16 protein-coding genes and 1 riboswitch are annotated in these 13,328 nt (G+C 39.7%); of the genes, 11 read left to right on the forward strand and 5 right to left on the reverse strand.

Features of this window, described 5'->3' with window-relative positions; translation table 11 throughout:
* Nucleotides 1-140: 140 nt before the first annotated feature.
* Together tusA and ACIF8R_RS09045 are read left to right on the forward strand one after the other, a co-directional pair.
* Entirely contained in the window at nucleotides 141-398 is a 258-nt protein-coding gene (tusA, locus tag ACIF8R_RS09040) for a sulfurtransferase TusA (protein WP_002053527.1), read from the forward strand.
* A gap of 84 nt (nucleotides 399-482) precedes the next feature.
* Nucleotides 483-1,010, forward strand: coding sequence for a hypothetical protein (locus ACIF8R_RS09045; protein WP_396480334.1), 528 nt, complete (start codon nucleotides 483-485; stop codon nucleotides 1,008-1,010).
* A 40-nt stretch (nucleotides 1,011-1,050) separates the two neighbouring features.
* Here the strand turns inward: ACIF8R_RS09045 and ACIF8R_RS09050 are convergent, their stop codons facing one another.
* Nucleotides 1,051-2,763, reverse strand: a complete 1,713-nt coding sequence (locus tag ACIF8R_RS09050) for a 4Fe-4S dicluster domain-containing protein (protein ID WP_396480336.1) — start codon at nucleotides 2,761-2,763, stop codon at nucleotides 1,051-1,053.
* Between the two features lie 184 nt (nucleotides 2,764-2,947).
* Between ACIF8R_RS09050 and ACIF8R_RS09055 the strand changes: the two genes are divergently transcribed.
* The 5 genes from ACIF8R_RS09055 (at nucleotide 2,948) to ACIF8R_RS09075 (ending at nucleotide 7,362) form a co-directional block, all read left to right on the forward strand.
* Nucleotides 2,948-3,559, forward strand: coding sequence for a DUF1285 domain-containing protein (locus ACIF8R_RS09055; protein WP_107972866.1), 612 nt, complete (start codon nucleotides 2,948-2,950; stop codon nucleotides 3,557-3,559).
* Between the two features lie 46 nt (nucleotides 3,560-3,605).
* Nucleotides 3,606-4,472 (forward strand): glutamate racemase, encoded by an 867-nt coding sequence (murI, locus tag ACIF8R_RS09060; RefSeq protein ID WP_039251168.1) that lies wholly within the window; start codon nucleotides 3,606-3,608, stop codon nucleotides 4,470-4,472.
* Between the two features lie 127 nt (nucleotides 4,473-4,599).
* The gene (locus tag ACIF8R_RS09065) at nucleotides 4,600-5,604 is read left to right on the forward strand and encodes a DUF4062 domain-containing protein (RefSeq protein ID WP_396480338.1); all 1,005 of its coding nucleotides are present in this window, start codon (nucleotides 4,600-4,602) and stop codon (nucleotides 5,602-5,604) included.
* A 73-nt stretch (nucleotides 5,605-5,677) separates the two neighbouring features.
* Nucleotides 5,678-6,694, forward strand: coding sequence for a ferrochelatase (hemH, locus tag ACIF8R_RS09070; RefSeq protein WP_396480340.1), 1,017 nt, complete (start codon nucleotides 5,678-5,680; stop codon nucleotides 6,692-6,694).
* Nucleotides 6,695-6,717: 23 nt separating this feature from the next.
* Nucleotides 6,718-7,362, forward strand: coding sequence for an MBL fold metallo-hydrolase (locus ACIF8R_RS09075; protein WP_019456911.1), 645 nt, complete (start codon nucleotides 6,718-6,720; stop codon nucleotides 7,360-7,362).
* Here ACIF8R_RS09075 and ACIF8R_RS09080 read toward each other — a convergent pair.
* Nucleotides 7,359-7,553: a DNA gyrase inhibitor YacG gene (locus ACIF8R_RS09080; RefSeq protein WP_004698974.1), complete on the reverse strand. Its 195-nt coding sequence runs from the start codon at nucleotides 7,551-7,553 to the stop codon at nucleotides 7,359-7,361. The genes ACIF8R_RS09075 and ACIF8R_RS09080 overlap by 4 nt on opposite strands.
* 87 nt (nucleotides 7,554-7,640) lie before the next feature.
* On the opposite strand from ACIF8R_RS09080, the gene ACIF8R_RS09085 reads away from it, so the two are divergent.
* The 4 genes from ACIF8R_RS09085 to crcB all read left to right on the forward strand — a co-directional run bounded on the left by ACIF8R_RS09085 (nucleotide 7,641) and on the right by crcB (nucleotide 10,578).
* Entirely contained in the window at nucleotides 7,641-8,279 is a 639-nt protein-coding gene (locus ACIF8R_RS09085) for an SAM-dependent methyltransferase (RefSeq protein ID WP_396480343.1), read from the forward strand.
* Complete coding sequence (locus tag ACIF8R_RS09090; RefSeq protein WP_396480345.1) at nucleotides 8,269-9,474, forward strand: TIGR03862 family flavoprotein; 1,206 nt, start codon at nucleotides 8,269-8,271, stop codon at nucleotides 9,472-9,474. Before ACIF8R_RS09085 ends, ACIF8R_RS09090 begins: the two co-directional genes overlap by 11 nt.
* Before the next feature lie 77 nt (nucleotides 9,475-9,551).
* Nucleotides 9,552-9,962 (forward strand): GFA family protein, encoded by a 411-nt coding sequence (locus ACIF8R_RS09095; protein WP_216985739.1) that lies wholly within the window; start codon nucleotides 9,552-9,554, stop codon nucleotides 9,960-9,962.
* Nucleotides 9,963-10,006: 44 nt separating this feature from the next.
* Nucleotides 10,007-10,073: riboswitch (Fluoride riboswitch) on the forward strand.
* A gap of 124 nt (nucleotides 10,074-10,197) precedes the next feature.
* Nucleotides 10,198-10,578, forward strand: coding sequence for a fluoride efflux transporter CrcB (gene crcB / locus ACIF8R_RS09100; protein WP_151682962.1), 381 nt, complete (start codon nucleotides 10,198-10,200; stop codon nucleotides 10,576-10,578).
* Nucleotides 10,579-10,996: 418 nt separating this feature from the next.
* Here the strand turns inward: crcB and ACIF8R_RS09105 are convergent, their stop codons facing one another.
* The 3 genes from ACIF8R_RS09105 to ACIF8R_RS09115 all read right to left on the reverse strand — a co-directional run bounded on the left by ACIF8R_RS09105 (nucleotide 10,997) and on the right by ACIF8R_RS09115 (nucleotide 13,240).
* On the reverse strand, nucleotides 10,997-11,332 hold the full coding sequence (locus ACIF8R_RS09105) for a HopJ type III effector protein (protein WP_004794912.1): 336 nt from the start codon (nucleotides 11,330-11,332) through the stop codon (nucleotides 10,997-10,999).
* Between the two features lie 253 nt (nucleotides 11,333-11,585).
* On the reverse strand, nucleotides 11,586-11,840 hold the full coding sequence (locus ACIF8R_RS09110; protein WP_347016624.1) for a type B 50S ribosomal protein L31: 255 nt from the start codon (nucleotides 11,838-11,840) through the stop codon (nucleotides 11,586-11,588).
* Between the two features lie 101 nt (nucleotides 11,841-11,941).
* Complete coding sequence (locus ACIF8R_RS09115; RefSeq protein WP_032018770.1) at nucleotides 11,942-13,240, reverse strand: AarF/ABC1/UbiB kinase family protein; 1,299 nt, start codon at nucleotides 13,238-13,240, stop codon at nucleotides 11,942-11,944.
* Between the last annotated feature and the right edge of the window lie 88 nt (nucleotides 13,241-13,328).

Here is a 13,328-nt window from a genome sequence, read left to right on the forward strand (position 1 = left end):
TACCGAAGAAAAGGCCCTTATGCATCTATAAAACAAAGTAAAAGACAAAACACATATTGTTATGTAAACACCAGTTACAGTTCATAAGTCCGTGATCGGTTTATGCTAAAATGTGAAAATTCTATTTGTTCGAGTTTGTTATGTCAGAACAACCTATTTCACCTACTGTACAACTCAATACACGTGGTTTACGTTGTCCGGAACCTGTCATGATGTTGCATCAAGCCATTCGTAAATCTAAATCTGGAGACGTGGTTGAGGTCTTCGCAACAGACAATTCGACTTCGTGGGATATTCCTAAATTTTGTATGCATTTAGGTCACGAGTTGCTTTTGCAAGAAGAACGCTTAGATGAAAATGGTCATAAAGAATTTCATTACCTGGTGAAAAAGGGCTAAAGCAAATATTTAAAGCTTTAGCTCCATATTATTGAATCTAATAAAAAATAAAACAGTGAATACACTTCATTTCAGGACTTAAAGATGAAAAGTTCTCATCTATGCTTAGGGTTTGCTATTTATGCCTTATTCAATTCAATCGCATATGCAAAATCCTGTGAAATTCCTGTACAAACTATGAATGTCGCAGGTTTAAAGGTTGGGCAAAATATTCGTGAGTTTCAAAAGCTTCACCCTTCAGTAAAGCAAGTGGTGTTAGGAGGAGATAGTTACCATTTAGAGTTTGCCGATGGAGTTGATGCCCAGATCAAAAAAACAGGGGTGACTTGGATTGATCATATTGCTTACGATCTGAATAGCGAAGTGATTACTTCATTTAGTTTGAGTTTTCTTGATGGCCCTATGGCAAGTTATGAGACGGACTTAGATCTTTTTAAAAGTAGAATTCTCAAAAATTTTAAGGTTCCCCAAAAAGGTTGGGTACAAAAGAACAATAAATATATCTATCAATGTGATGATTATCGAATTGAGATTCATCAGGACTATGGCGCTGCACATACAGCCATTGGACCAACAGTTATGGTATTTGGTAAAAAATCGAAGATATTCTAATAAAAAAACTCCCCTCATTTGAGGGGAGTTTTTTAAGGAATTACATATTTGGATAGTTTGGACCACCGCCGCCTTCAGGCGTTACCCATGTGATGTTTTGAGATGGGTCTTTAATGTCACAAGTCTTACAGTGAACACAGTTTGCTGCGTTAATCTGGAAGCGTTTAGAACCATCATCATTTTCCATGATTTCATAAACACCAGCAGGACAGTAGCGCTGTGCAGGCTCATCCCATTTTGGTAAGTTTACGTTCACTGGAATTGAAGGATCAGTAAGCTTCAAGTGAGCTGGCTGGTTTTCTTCATGTACAGTGTTTGAGATAAACACCGAAGATAAACGGTCAAATGTAAGCTTGCCATCTGGTTTTGGATAGTTTGGCTTAAAGTTGGTTGCATCAACAGTTTTTAATACTGCAAAGTCTTGCTTCAAGTCATGTAAAGTGAATGGTACTTTAAAGACATTTTGGTCGATAAAGTTAAATGCACCACCCATCCATTGACCAAATTTATGCATTGCTGGGCCAAAGTTACGAGAATTATAAAGCTCTTCTTTTAACCAGCTGTTGTTAAATTTGTCAGTGTATGAAGTCAATTCTTTAACGAATAAATCTTCGCCTTCAGTAACACGAGCAATCGCAAGGTCACCGCCTTTTTCTACACCAGCAGCAATCGCTTCAAATACAGCTTCACCACATAACATGCCTGATTTCATGGCAGTGTGTGAGCCTTTGATTTTTGCAAAGTTTAAGAAGCCTGCATCATCACCAATTAAGCAACCACCTGGGAAAGTCAATTTAGGCAATGAGTTGAAACCGCCTTTCACTACAGCACGTGCGCCGTAAGAAATACGCTTACCACCTTCTAAATACTGTTTAATCAGTGGGTGAGTTTTCCAGCGCTGCATTTCCATGAATGGATACATGTGTGGATTTTCATAAGACAAGTCCACGATCATACCCAAAGTCACTTGGTTGTTTTCAGCGTGGTATAACCACCAACCACCAGAAGAACCAGTTTCAGCCAATGGCCAACCAGCGCCATGCATCACTAAGCCCGGCTTATGTTTTGCTGGGTCAATTTCCCATAGTTCTTTAATCCCGATACCGTAATGCTGAGGGTCAGCATCTTTATCAAGGTTATATTTTGCAATGAGGCGTTTACCTAAGTGACCACGGCAACCTTCAGCAAAGAGAGTGTATTTAGCGTGAAGCTCATAACCCGGAGTAAAGTTATGCGTTGGTTCGCCATCTTTACCAATACCCATGTCACCAGTTTGAATACCTTTTACAGTACCGTCTTCATGGTAAAGCACTTCAGATGCAGCAAAGCCAGGGAAGATAGAAACTTCTAATTCTTCAGCTTTTTGACCTAACCAACGAACCACGTTACCTAATGAAATAACATAGTTACCGTCATTATGCATGGTTTTAGGAACCATCCAATGTGGTGCTTCTTTAGACGTGGTTTCTGAAAGTAAGAAGAATGTCTTGTCTTCAGTTACAGGTACGTTAAGAGGCGCGCCTTCTTCTTTCCAGTTCGGGAAAAGTTCATTAATAGCACGCGGTTCAAGTACAGCACCAGATAAGATATGCGCACCTACTTCAGAGCCTTTTTCAACTACACAAACTGAAAGATCGGGTAAGTTATTCTCAATCGCTAATTGACGGATCTTAATCGCAGCAGATAGACCTGCAGGTCCTGCACCTACGATGACAACGTCAAACTCCATCGATTCGCGTTCGATGTGTTCCATGTAGGACTCCTCAATACTTAAAGGTGGCAACCGTAATGTCAGATCATCCGGTGCTGCCGTGAGTTTTAATCCATAGGCGCAAATATGCTATTGTGCCTTTTATCGTTTTGGCTAGTATAGTTTTAAACCATGATCTAGCCAATTGGCTGAGTCGTCATATTTTCTCGTCAGCAAGGCATAAACTATGGTAAATCAAAATAATTCCCCATCGGATATGGGAAAAATACCGTTATCTGATGATAAAAACTTAATGAACATTGCACAATACTTAAAAGATGTACAGCAAAGTCACAAAAGGTCAATCCCACCTTTAGAGCAATGGCATCCAAAGCATTGCGGTAAAATGGATTTAACGGTTAAAGCCAATGGAGAATGGTGGCACGAAGGTCAATTAATCAAGCGCCAAGCCCTATTGGATTTGTTTACCAAAGTCCTATGGAAAGAAGAGGGTAAATTCTACCTGAAAACCCCTGTAGAACAAATTGAAATCGAAGTTGAAGATGAACCTTTATTGGTCAATCAGGTGGATCAGGTTGAAATTTCAGGTGATCAGTTTTTACAACTGACGACGACCAATCAAGATGTGATTTTGGTTGATGCAGAACACCCGATTTTTATGCGCGAATATGCAGGCGAATTACGCCCTTATGTGCATGTCCGATTTGGTATTAATGCGCTTATTCAACGCCAAGCTTTTTATCATCTCGTGAACTATGGAACACTGACCGAAAATGATAAAGGTGAAACCATTTTGCAGTTAAAAAGTGGTAATTTGCACTTGCAATTAGGCACTTGAGGTTTAAGCTTTATAGAGTGAAATTTTGCGACACTCTAGTACTCCCATGACAGCCATACAGCCTTTATTTACTGAATTAGAATCTATGCCTAAAGCATCAGCAGATGCCCCTATTGGTATTTTTGATTCAGGTATTGGAGGAATGTCGGTTGCAGCGGAAATTGCCAGATATTTGCCAAACGAACGTATTGTCTATTATGCCGATACGGCCTATGTTCCTTATGGCCCGCGTTCTGATGACGAAATCAGAGAACTCACAGCCCGAGCTGTTGATTGGCTATATCGTCAAGGCTGTAAAATTGCGGTGGTAGCATGTAACACTGCCTCTGCATTTAGTCTTGACCATTTACGTGAACATTATGGCGAGCACTTTCCAATTGTTGGTTTAGTACCAGCATTAAAACCTGCCGTATTACAAACCCGTTCTAAAGTAGTTGCAGTATTGGCAACGCCTGCTACTTTTCGTGGGCAACTCATTAAAGATGTTGTGGAAAAATTTGCTGTTCCAGCGGGTGTTAAGGTCATGACTTTAACTAATCTGGAACTTGTTCCTTGTGTCGAAGCAGGGCAGCAAATGAGTCCTGTTTGTTTGAATGCATTAAAAGAGGTTTTACAGCCTGCAGCCGATCAAGGGGCTGACTATTTAGTGCTCGGTTGTACGCATTATCCGTTCTTAAATGAAGCAATTCATCATCTTTTTGATAACCAATTCACACTGGTTGATTCGGGATTAGCAGTTGCCCGACAAACAGCCCGTATTTTAATAAAAAATGAGTTATTATGTGACCAAATACGTCAGAATGTTGCACGTATTGAATGTTATGTAAGTGGTAATAATGCTGATGCATTGCAACCTGTTTTACAGAATATGATTCCACAAGAATTGACATGGACGCTGCACAATCTGAGTTAAGCTCTGTTGTAGGCATTCAGAAGAAAGCGTTTTTTTATATTTATTTTTTCTTATTTGGGGCGGTTCATAGTCTTGGCTTATTTAGGCCATATTAAGATTATGGGGCGATAAGGGTAAGGGTATTGTTATGCTCGATACACGCTATCAGATTTTTATTTCAACGTCAGGTCGCGAGATGCAACCTGAACGTATGGTTCTCTCTCAAACTTTAGTCAGTATGGGTTTTTTTGCTTGGGGTTTAGAGTATAGAAGTCCTTTAACTACAACACTTGCCCGTCGGCAAATTGATGAATCGGATTATGTTGTTTTACTGTTAGGTAGCCAGTATGGTGAACAATCTATTTCTGGCGCTAGTTACTTTGCTTTAGAGTATGAATATGCTTTAAGTCGAGCTAAACCTATTGTGGTATTTATGCATGAACAACCTGAAAGCAGGGATATGCATTTACAAGAGGCGCATCCGCAGCTTAAAGAAAAATTTCTTGCATTTAGAAAAAAATTATTACATGAAGCTCACCACGTATTTTACTTTAAAAGCCCACGTGATTTAGAGCTAGCTGTCCGTTTAAATATACCTTTAATGGTTGAACAACATGTGGGACAGGGCTGGGTTCCTGCACGTCAAGCGCATCAGTTAGAAGATGAAATTAATCGGTTAAAAAATAAAGTATTACAGTTAGAGCAACAACTCACAGAGTCATCAACTCAAACTAATGAAGTGGCTCCGCAAGATGTTTTTGCGTTTGAATATCAGATTCAAGCTTTTCAAGATGGTAACTTTAAAGAGCTGAAGCGCCAGAGACAAATGACTTGGTCACAACTTTTAAGTATTTTGGCTAAACATTTTGAAACAGCCATGCCAGAAGAAAACTTTGGAACTTGTCTTAATGAGTATCTCAATCATGCGGGACTAGAGGATGCTCGTCAGGAGCTGCCAAGAGCACATGCGGTGGCTGGTGCACAGATTAATCATAAGGCGCTATTCCGCATTAAAAATCAAATGCAATCACAAGGCTGGATTGTTCCAACCAAGACTGATCAACAACATAACTTATGGAAGGTGACGACAAAAGCGCAAAAGCTCTTGCTGAGTTATAAATGGAATCATCGGGTGACTCGATTAAAAGCTTAGAGCAATTCAATTTAGATATGACCATGAAAACTGTTACATTAGTGTCATAAGATGAACTGAAAGGCATTTGCGCATGTCGTTTGAACAAAAACCGAAAGTTACTGTCATTTTAGCGAATTTAGGCACACCGGATGAGGCAACTGTCCCAGCGGTGCGCCGTTTTTTAAAGCAGTTTTTATCTGATCCACGTGTGATTGAAATTCCAAAATTCATTTGGTGGATTATTTTGAATCTGTTTGTTTTGCCTTTTCGTCCAAAAAGAGTAGCGCATGCCTATGCTTCGGTATGGTCTACCGATTCGCCAATGCGTGAAATTGTGTTTGAGCAAACAAAACGTGTGCAGGCTTATTTAGAACGTGAAAATAAACAATTTGATTTAACTGTATTACCAGCAATGACTTATGGTAATCCAGGTATTGATAAAGTTTTAGAAAAATTGGCAGCTCATCCACAAGAGCATGTCATTTTATTGCCTTTATTTCCTCAGTATTCTGCGACGTCGACAGCACCGTTATACGATGCATTTGCTAAGTGGATTCCTACTCAGCGCAATTTGCCGGGTTTGACCATTATTAAAGACTACTACCAGCACCCCATGTTTATTCAAGCACTGGCAGAAAGTGTTTTAGCTTATCAAGCACAGCATGGTAAGCCTGAGAAATTGCTGATGTCATTTCATGGTATTCCACAGCCTTATGCAGATAAAGGTGATCCCTATGCAGACCGTTGTCGCATTACTGCAAAGTTAGTCGCTGAAGCTTTGCATTTAAAAGAGGATGAATGGGCAATTAGCTTCCAATCACGTTTTGGAAAACAAGAATGGGTGAAACCTTATACCGACCAGCTTTTACAAGATTGGGCAAAGCAAGGTGTTAAGTCAGTTCAGGTTTTAAGTCCTGCTTTTTCTGCCGACTGTTTAGAAACGCTTGAAGAGTTAGCGATTCAAAATGCTGAACTATTTCAACAAGCAGGTGGCGGAAGCTATGCTTACATTCCCGCTTTAAATAGTGATCAGGCTCATATTGATTTGCTTGCAGGTTTAGTTCAGGCTAATCTTGATGCCCTTACCCATACCTTAGCCCACCGTTAATTGCGTTTTAGCCAGAGGTTCTTATGCTGCAAGTCAAAATTGTTCCAGTTACCGCTTTTGCTCAAAATTGTTCTTTAGTTTGGGACAGTGAAACAAAAGAAGCAGTTTTGATTGATGCAGGCGGTGACGCTGCTGTTTTGAAGAAAGAAGTAGAAGCTTTAGGTTTAAAAGTAAAGGCACTATGGCTCACTCATGGGCATTTAGATCACGCAGGGGCAGTAGGTGAACTCGCACAAGAATGGAGTGTTCCTGTTGTTGGTCCGCATAAAGAAGATCAGTTCTGGCTAGATATGATTCAGGAAGTTTCAGCACGTTATGGCTTTCCAATTCCACAGCCAGTAAAAGTTGATCAATGGCTTGAAGGCGGCGAAGTGCTAAAACTAGGTGAAGATGAGTTTGAGGTGCGTTTTGCACCAGGACATACACCAGGGCATGTCATGTTCTATAACAAGAATCATGGCTTACTCTGGACTGGCGATGTCCTGTTTAAAGGCTCAATAGGAAGAACAGACTTTCCACGTGGGAACCATGAGCAACTCATTGAATCGATTCAACGTGAATGCTTTAGCTTGCCAGATCAAACTCAATTTATTTCAGGTCATGGTCCAATGAGTACCATTGGCTATGAAAAAAAATTTAACCCGTTTGTCGCAGGTAAAGCGGGTTAATCCTCATAATCATCTTCATGCTGACTACCCTTGTTTTGCTGAGGAGCATCTTGGGTAGGCAGTCTATATTCATCGTTTGCCCAAGCGCCTAAATCAATGAGTTTACAACGTTCAGAACAAAATGGACGAAATTCATTGCCTTCCCAAACACTTGGTTCACCACAACGTGGGCAGGGGAATGTACGTGGCATAAAGCGATATCCTCAAAGTGAAGAGAAATAGATTAGGCAAAAGTCAGGTGACTTGTTAGACTTGTGCCGATTTTTATTTAGTTTGATGTGATTATGCAGATTCGTCAATTTCAAGCACAACGTATGCAAGCGCCTCGTGATTTTACCTCAATTGAAAATACTCCAATTTGTGTAGAAATTGGGGCGGGCAAAGGTAAACATGCTTTGCTATTTAGTGGGCAAAATCCACAGCACACGTTATATGCGATTGAACGAACCCGCGAAAAATTCTTGGCAATGCAAAAGCAGCATGGTTTGGAACCAAGAGATAATCTGGTACCTGTACATGCAGATGCTTTGCCGTGGGTGGTACATGCTTTACACCCTGCTCAAGTTGAACATTTCTTTATTCTTTATCCAAACCCAGAACCGCATAATCCAGCACAACGCTGGTTGAATATGCCATTTTTTGAGTTCCTGTTATCACGTCTGAAAACAGGTGGAACCATTACTTTAGCAAGTAATATTCCTGAATATATTGAAGAAGCTGAACAACAGTTATTAAATGTGTGGAAGCTGCCTTACCAAAAAGAAAAAATTGTGCAAACCTCTGCGCGCACTCATTTTGAAATTAAATATTTAGAGCGTGGCGAGCTTTGTCAGCAGCTCATTATGACCAAGCCTGATGGTTATAAAACTCGATTTGATGAGTTTGCGCCACTGCAAGGGCAAACACATGGCGAGTAAGCGCATTGCCATTATCGGTGCTGGTCCGGCTGGTTTAATGGCAGCTGAGGTACTGAGCCAGTATGATTATGAAATTGATGTGTTTGAGCAAAAACCTTCGGCTGCGCGTAAGTTTTTGATGGCAGGCAAAACGGGCTTAAATATTTCGCATGCTGAACCATTAGCCCAGTTCATTGAACGTTATGACCATGCAGAATGGCTCAAACCGTGGGTTGAAAAATGGGATGCAGTCTGGATTCAGAACTGGATGAAAAGTCTAGGAATAGACTCGTATGTGGGTAGTTCCGGTCGTATTTTCCCTGTCGAAATGAAAGCTGCTCCTTTACTGCGTGCTTGGTTAAAACGTTTAGCAGAACAGCAGGTTAAATTCTTTTATCGTCATCGTTGTATTAATTTGCAAGGTACAACCGTGACTTTAGAAAACCAAAATAATCAAAGCAGCGAGACTTTTACTCAGCAATACGATGCAGTCGTGTTGGCTTGCGGTGCGGTGTCGTGGTCACAATTAGGTAGTGATGGTGCATGGCAGCAATGGGTGGATCAATCCACTATTGAACCTTTTCAAGCAAGTAATGCAGGAGTATTGCACACTTGGTCAGCTTTTATGGAAAGCTGTTTTGGTGAACCTTTAAAGCGTATCAATGCGTGGGTTGAGCCTAGCCAAGTTACTCATGGCGATATTGTGATTACTTACTATGGTTTAGAAAGTGGTGTCATTTATAAACTTGGACGAGCTTTAAGAGAACAACAAAAACAAGGGAAAAGCTTAAATCTATTTTTGGATTTATTGCCCGATGTAGAACTTACGCAGTTAGTTAAAAAATTGCAGGTTAGTAAAAAACAATCGCTCACTAATATTTGGCGTAAAGCAGGCTTAGACACGGCCAAAATTAACTTAATTAGAGAAGTGGTTGATAAAGCGCTATGGAGCCAACCAGAGGCTATAGCACAGCAAATTAAAGCACTTCAAATTAAGCTAGATGGCTTTAGACCTATTGAGGAAGCAATTAGCTGTGCTGGTGGTGTTAAGCAGAATGCATTAACTGAAAGCTTAGAGCTTAGACAAACCTCAGGTGTTTTTTGTTGTGGTGAAATGCTGGATTGGGATGCTCCTACAGGCGGCTATTTGCTTACAGCATGTTTTGCTACAGGACGAGCGGCTGGTGAAGGTGTGCATTCATTCTTAGAGAAATAACGGCAAATTCGGTACTATGTTTGATATGTGAAAAGTGTTATTTTTGAGCGATCAATAATAATAGGATTTATGAGAACATGTCTCAAGCATCATCAGTTTATCAAGGAAGTTGTTTATGTCAGGGTATTCGCTATGAAATTAAGGGCGATATCGGAGATATTATTCAGTGTCACTGCCAACGATGCCGAAAATCCAATGGAACAGCATTTGCCACCAATGCTCCTGTTAAAAGTACAGATTTTAAAATTACCCAAGGTGAAGACCTTGTCAAAAAATTTGCTGTGAATGGTGTGTATCGCTGGTTTTGTAGCGAATGTGGTTCACCGCTTATTAGCTCGCGTGATGCCCAGCCTGAACTATATCGTGTAAGAATTGGGTCACTCGATACACCATTAGACCAGAAGCCGACAATGCATATTTTTGCTGCTTCAAAAGCAGAGTGGGAAAGCATTTGTGACGATTTACCACAATACGATGAACGTCCATGATTTAAAAAGTATGTTTTAATCAAATTTTAGATGATTTAATATACTTAAAACGGGGAGATGGCATTCCTCCCTTGAAAAACCGCCGTATTGGCTAATGATGCCTACGTTACCCTCATGTATTTATATCGCTGGGTACGTAGGTTATTGCGTACTCTGCTTATTTTTGGAGTACGCCATGTCACTTTTCCCAGCATTTTTATTTGCTCTTTTAGCATCTTACTAAAGGGGTGGTTCTATGTATTATCCTTTACTTTCAATTGCCGTAGGTTCAGTGTTAGGGGCATGGTTGCGTTGGTTTTTAGGTTTAAAACTCAACCCAATTTATCCGCAAATTCCATTGGGTACTGTCACGGTTAATTTAGTCGGTGGTTTTATTATTGGTTTTGCGATGGCTTATTTTGCTCATAGTGATTTAAGTCCAAACTATAAGCTTTTTGTGATTACTGGTTTTTGTGGTGCTTTAACTACATTTTCAACGTTCTCGATTGAGATTGTGACTTTATTGCAAAGTGGTAAGTTGGGAATGGCAATGTTGGCAATTTCTATTCATTTAATTGGCTCTTTAATTTTTACGTGTTTGGGGTTGGCGACTTATTATTGGGTAGCGGGACATTGAGTGTTTGTTTTGGTTGAAATGTTTACCGCTGAGTCTTTTCAATAAAGTTTTATATCTGGATTAGCCGTCGGCTCGACCTACTTTTGTTTTGGCAAAAGTAGGCAAAACCATTTTCATCAACAGAACCTGTTATCTGTTTACAATTATCAAATATGTTGCAAAAACATTATATGGCTGATTTGAGTCAGGCTGTTGATGACTTCCCGAGTATCGAATATAAGAGATTAATCAAATAATTTAATTAATAATTAATCATTTACTATCGTGACAGACGGCATGGATGCCGTCGTTTCGCTGTGCTACATGGATGTAGCATCAGCGGAACAAAGGGTTTTGTCACTTTTGCCCTCAAAAGTGAGGCATTGCCTATTAACAGGCTTTAGAAAATCTCATAATTTGAGGCTGTGCTAAAAAATGATTAAGCTTTTTCAGCCAAAGCCTGACCTTCAAACTTCACACCATCCCAACCATTTTGCATAAACTGACGAATATTTTGATGGTCAGTGCCCTCAGGCGTAGCTAATACAGATGCATAGTGTTCTGCAAATAAACTTAAAGTTTGAGCTTGGTCTAAACCTTGTAACTTGGCAAAAGAGAAAACTTTTGCACTGCCTTGATTTTCAGTCGCAGCGTTATGCTGTGCACCATTTTGAAAAGCCGTTGGAGTATGTTGGTAACGTGCTTCAATATGAGCTAAAACGTCTGAAAATTTTGCTGTGCCTGCTTGTAATTGGGCAAGTAACTCTTGTGCCATAATCTTAAACTTCCTATCAAATGGGGCTTAAGCATAGCATCGAATACACGCTTTGAAAGCTTGGGAGCTATAAAAAAATGATGGGATATTTGGAAAATTGAGAATATTTTTTAGACAAGATGTGGATAAGTTTTAGTTTATACACAACTGAAAGAAGTATAGAAAAAATCCACATAAAAAAAGAAGCCTAAGTGGAGGAGATAGTCTTAGGCTTCCAATGATTTAAGTGTATTGGTTAAATCTTAACGCAAGATTAACTCTTACGATTGAAGCGACCGAAGCGTTTGTTAAAGCTTGCCACGCGGCCTTCATTACTCGCTTGACGTACTTCACCTGTATAGAAAGGATGTGAAGCACTTGAAATATCAAGAGTCACATAAGGATAGACTTGTCCTTGATATTCTTTGGTTTGTTTCGTCTGAATAGTACTACCAATTAAGAAGTATACGTCTGCATTGGTGTCATGAAATAACACTTGTTGGTAAGCAGGATGAATATCTTTACGCATGAGAGATTGTCCTAAATTATTTTTGATTAAAGAAATGTTATAACATAACACTAAATAAGTCAATGTAACCCTAAAAAGGCTACATTGATAAGTAAATTAAGTTAGTTAGAAAGTGGTACAAGCTCTTCAAATAGATCGTTAAGATTGTCATGCACTTTTAAGTGAATGAGGTTCCAGTAGTGTCCTGAAATGGTTCTATTGACCATTAATGTATCTGGTGAAGGCTTAAAGACATCCCAATATTTTAAAGATTTCTTCACGAGTAGCATGCCATCATGATGTGATGAGTTCTCTGCAAAATCATAGGTTGTGGTAAGCGGGCGCAATAACACTTCAATCCAGAGTTTATAAAGATCGCTCGGGAATTTACCTTTTTCTGCTAGTGAATGTAGTTCGAGTAATTCTGTTTCAATTAAATCGATATCTTCATGGCGAGCTGCATTCACCAGTCGTTTGAAACTATACACAATTTCATTGGAAAGTGTTTTAACACTGCCATAGTCATAAATAATCACACTGCCATCTTGGCGGAAGGCAAAGTTACCTGGGTGAGGGTCACAGTGGAAACGTTTTAAAAAGAACATTTCTTGACCTAAAGCGCGGATTAGACGACGGCCAATTGTGTTTCGAATTTCGATAGGCCAAGAACTAGCAGTTTCAATGCTGTCACCTTGTTCAAGGCTTAAGGTTAAAATACGTCTTGAAGAGTAATCTTTATAAACAGTCGGGATAATAATTTTGTCGTCTAATTTACTATGAAAAGTTTTAAAGACTTCAAGATTTTGAGCTTCGATTTCATAGTTAAGCTCTGCTGATAGACTATCTTGAATCTCTGCAAAAAGCTGATCTTGTAGCTTTTTATCAATTTTAAGAACACCCATTAAACGAAGTGCTAAACGTACTTGTTTTAAGTCACTTTCGCAGGCTTCATCAACACCAGGGTATTGAACCTTAACCACAACTTGTTGGCCATTTGGCAAAACTGCTTTGTGAACTTGTCCAATTGATGCAGCGGCAAAAGGCTGCTCATCAAAAGATTTAAAGGCAGCGTTGAGGGGTTTTCCAAGCTCACGTTCAACTTGTTGCTGAATCGCAGAAAAAGGCATAGCTGGAGCTTGGCGTTGTAGTTTTGATATTGCTTTTGCAACTTCGGGTGGGAAGATATCTTTATATTGCGATGCAATTTGCCCAACTTTCATGACAGCACCTTTCATTTCTCCTAAGGTGTCTGCAATCTGTAGACCGATATCTTGAAACAATTTAGTTTTTGCAGCCAGTTTCTGTTCTTCATCCGCAGTCAGGTTTCGAATCGAGTTAGAAACGGTTTTTGTTGCAATGCTCGCGGTCATTCCTGCAAGTTTCATAAATCGTTTGCCAGGTGAACTTGCATTCTTTGCCATATCTTCGATACCTCGTTGACTACAACATAATATTGTCTAGTTTTGATCATAGGTGACAAAACTTAAAAAGCCTATATGAAATTGTTTA

The sequence above is a fragment of the Acinetobacter sp. ABJ_C4_1 genome, from assembly GCF_044538495.1.
GTDB lineage: Bacteria > Pseudomonadota > Gammaproteobacteria > Pseudomonadales > Moraxellaceae > Acinetobacter > Acinetobacter nosocomialis_A.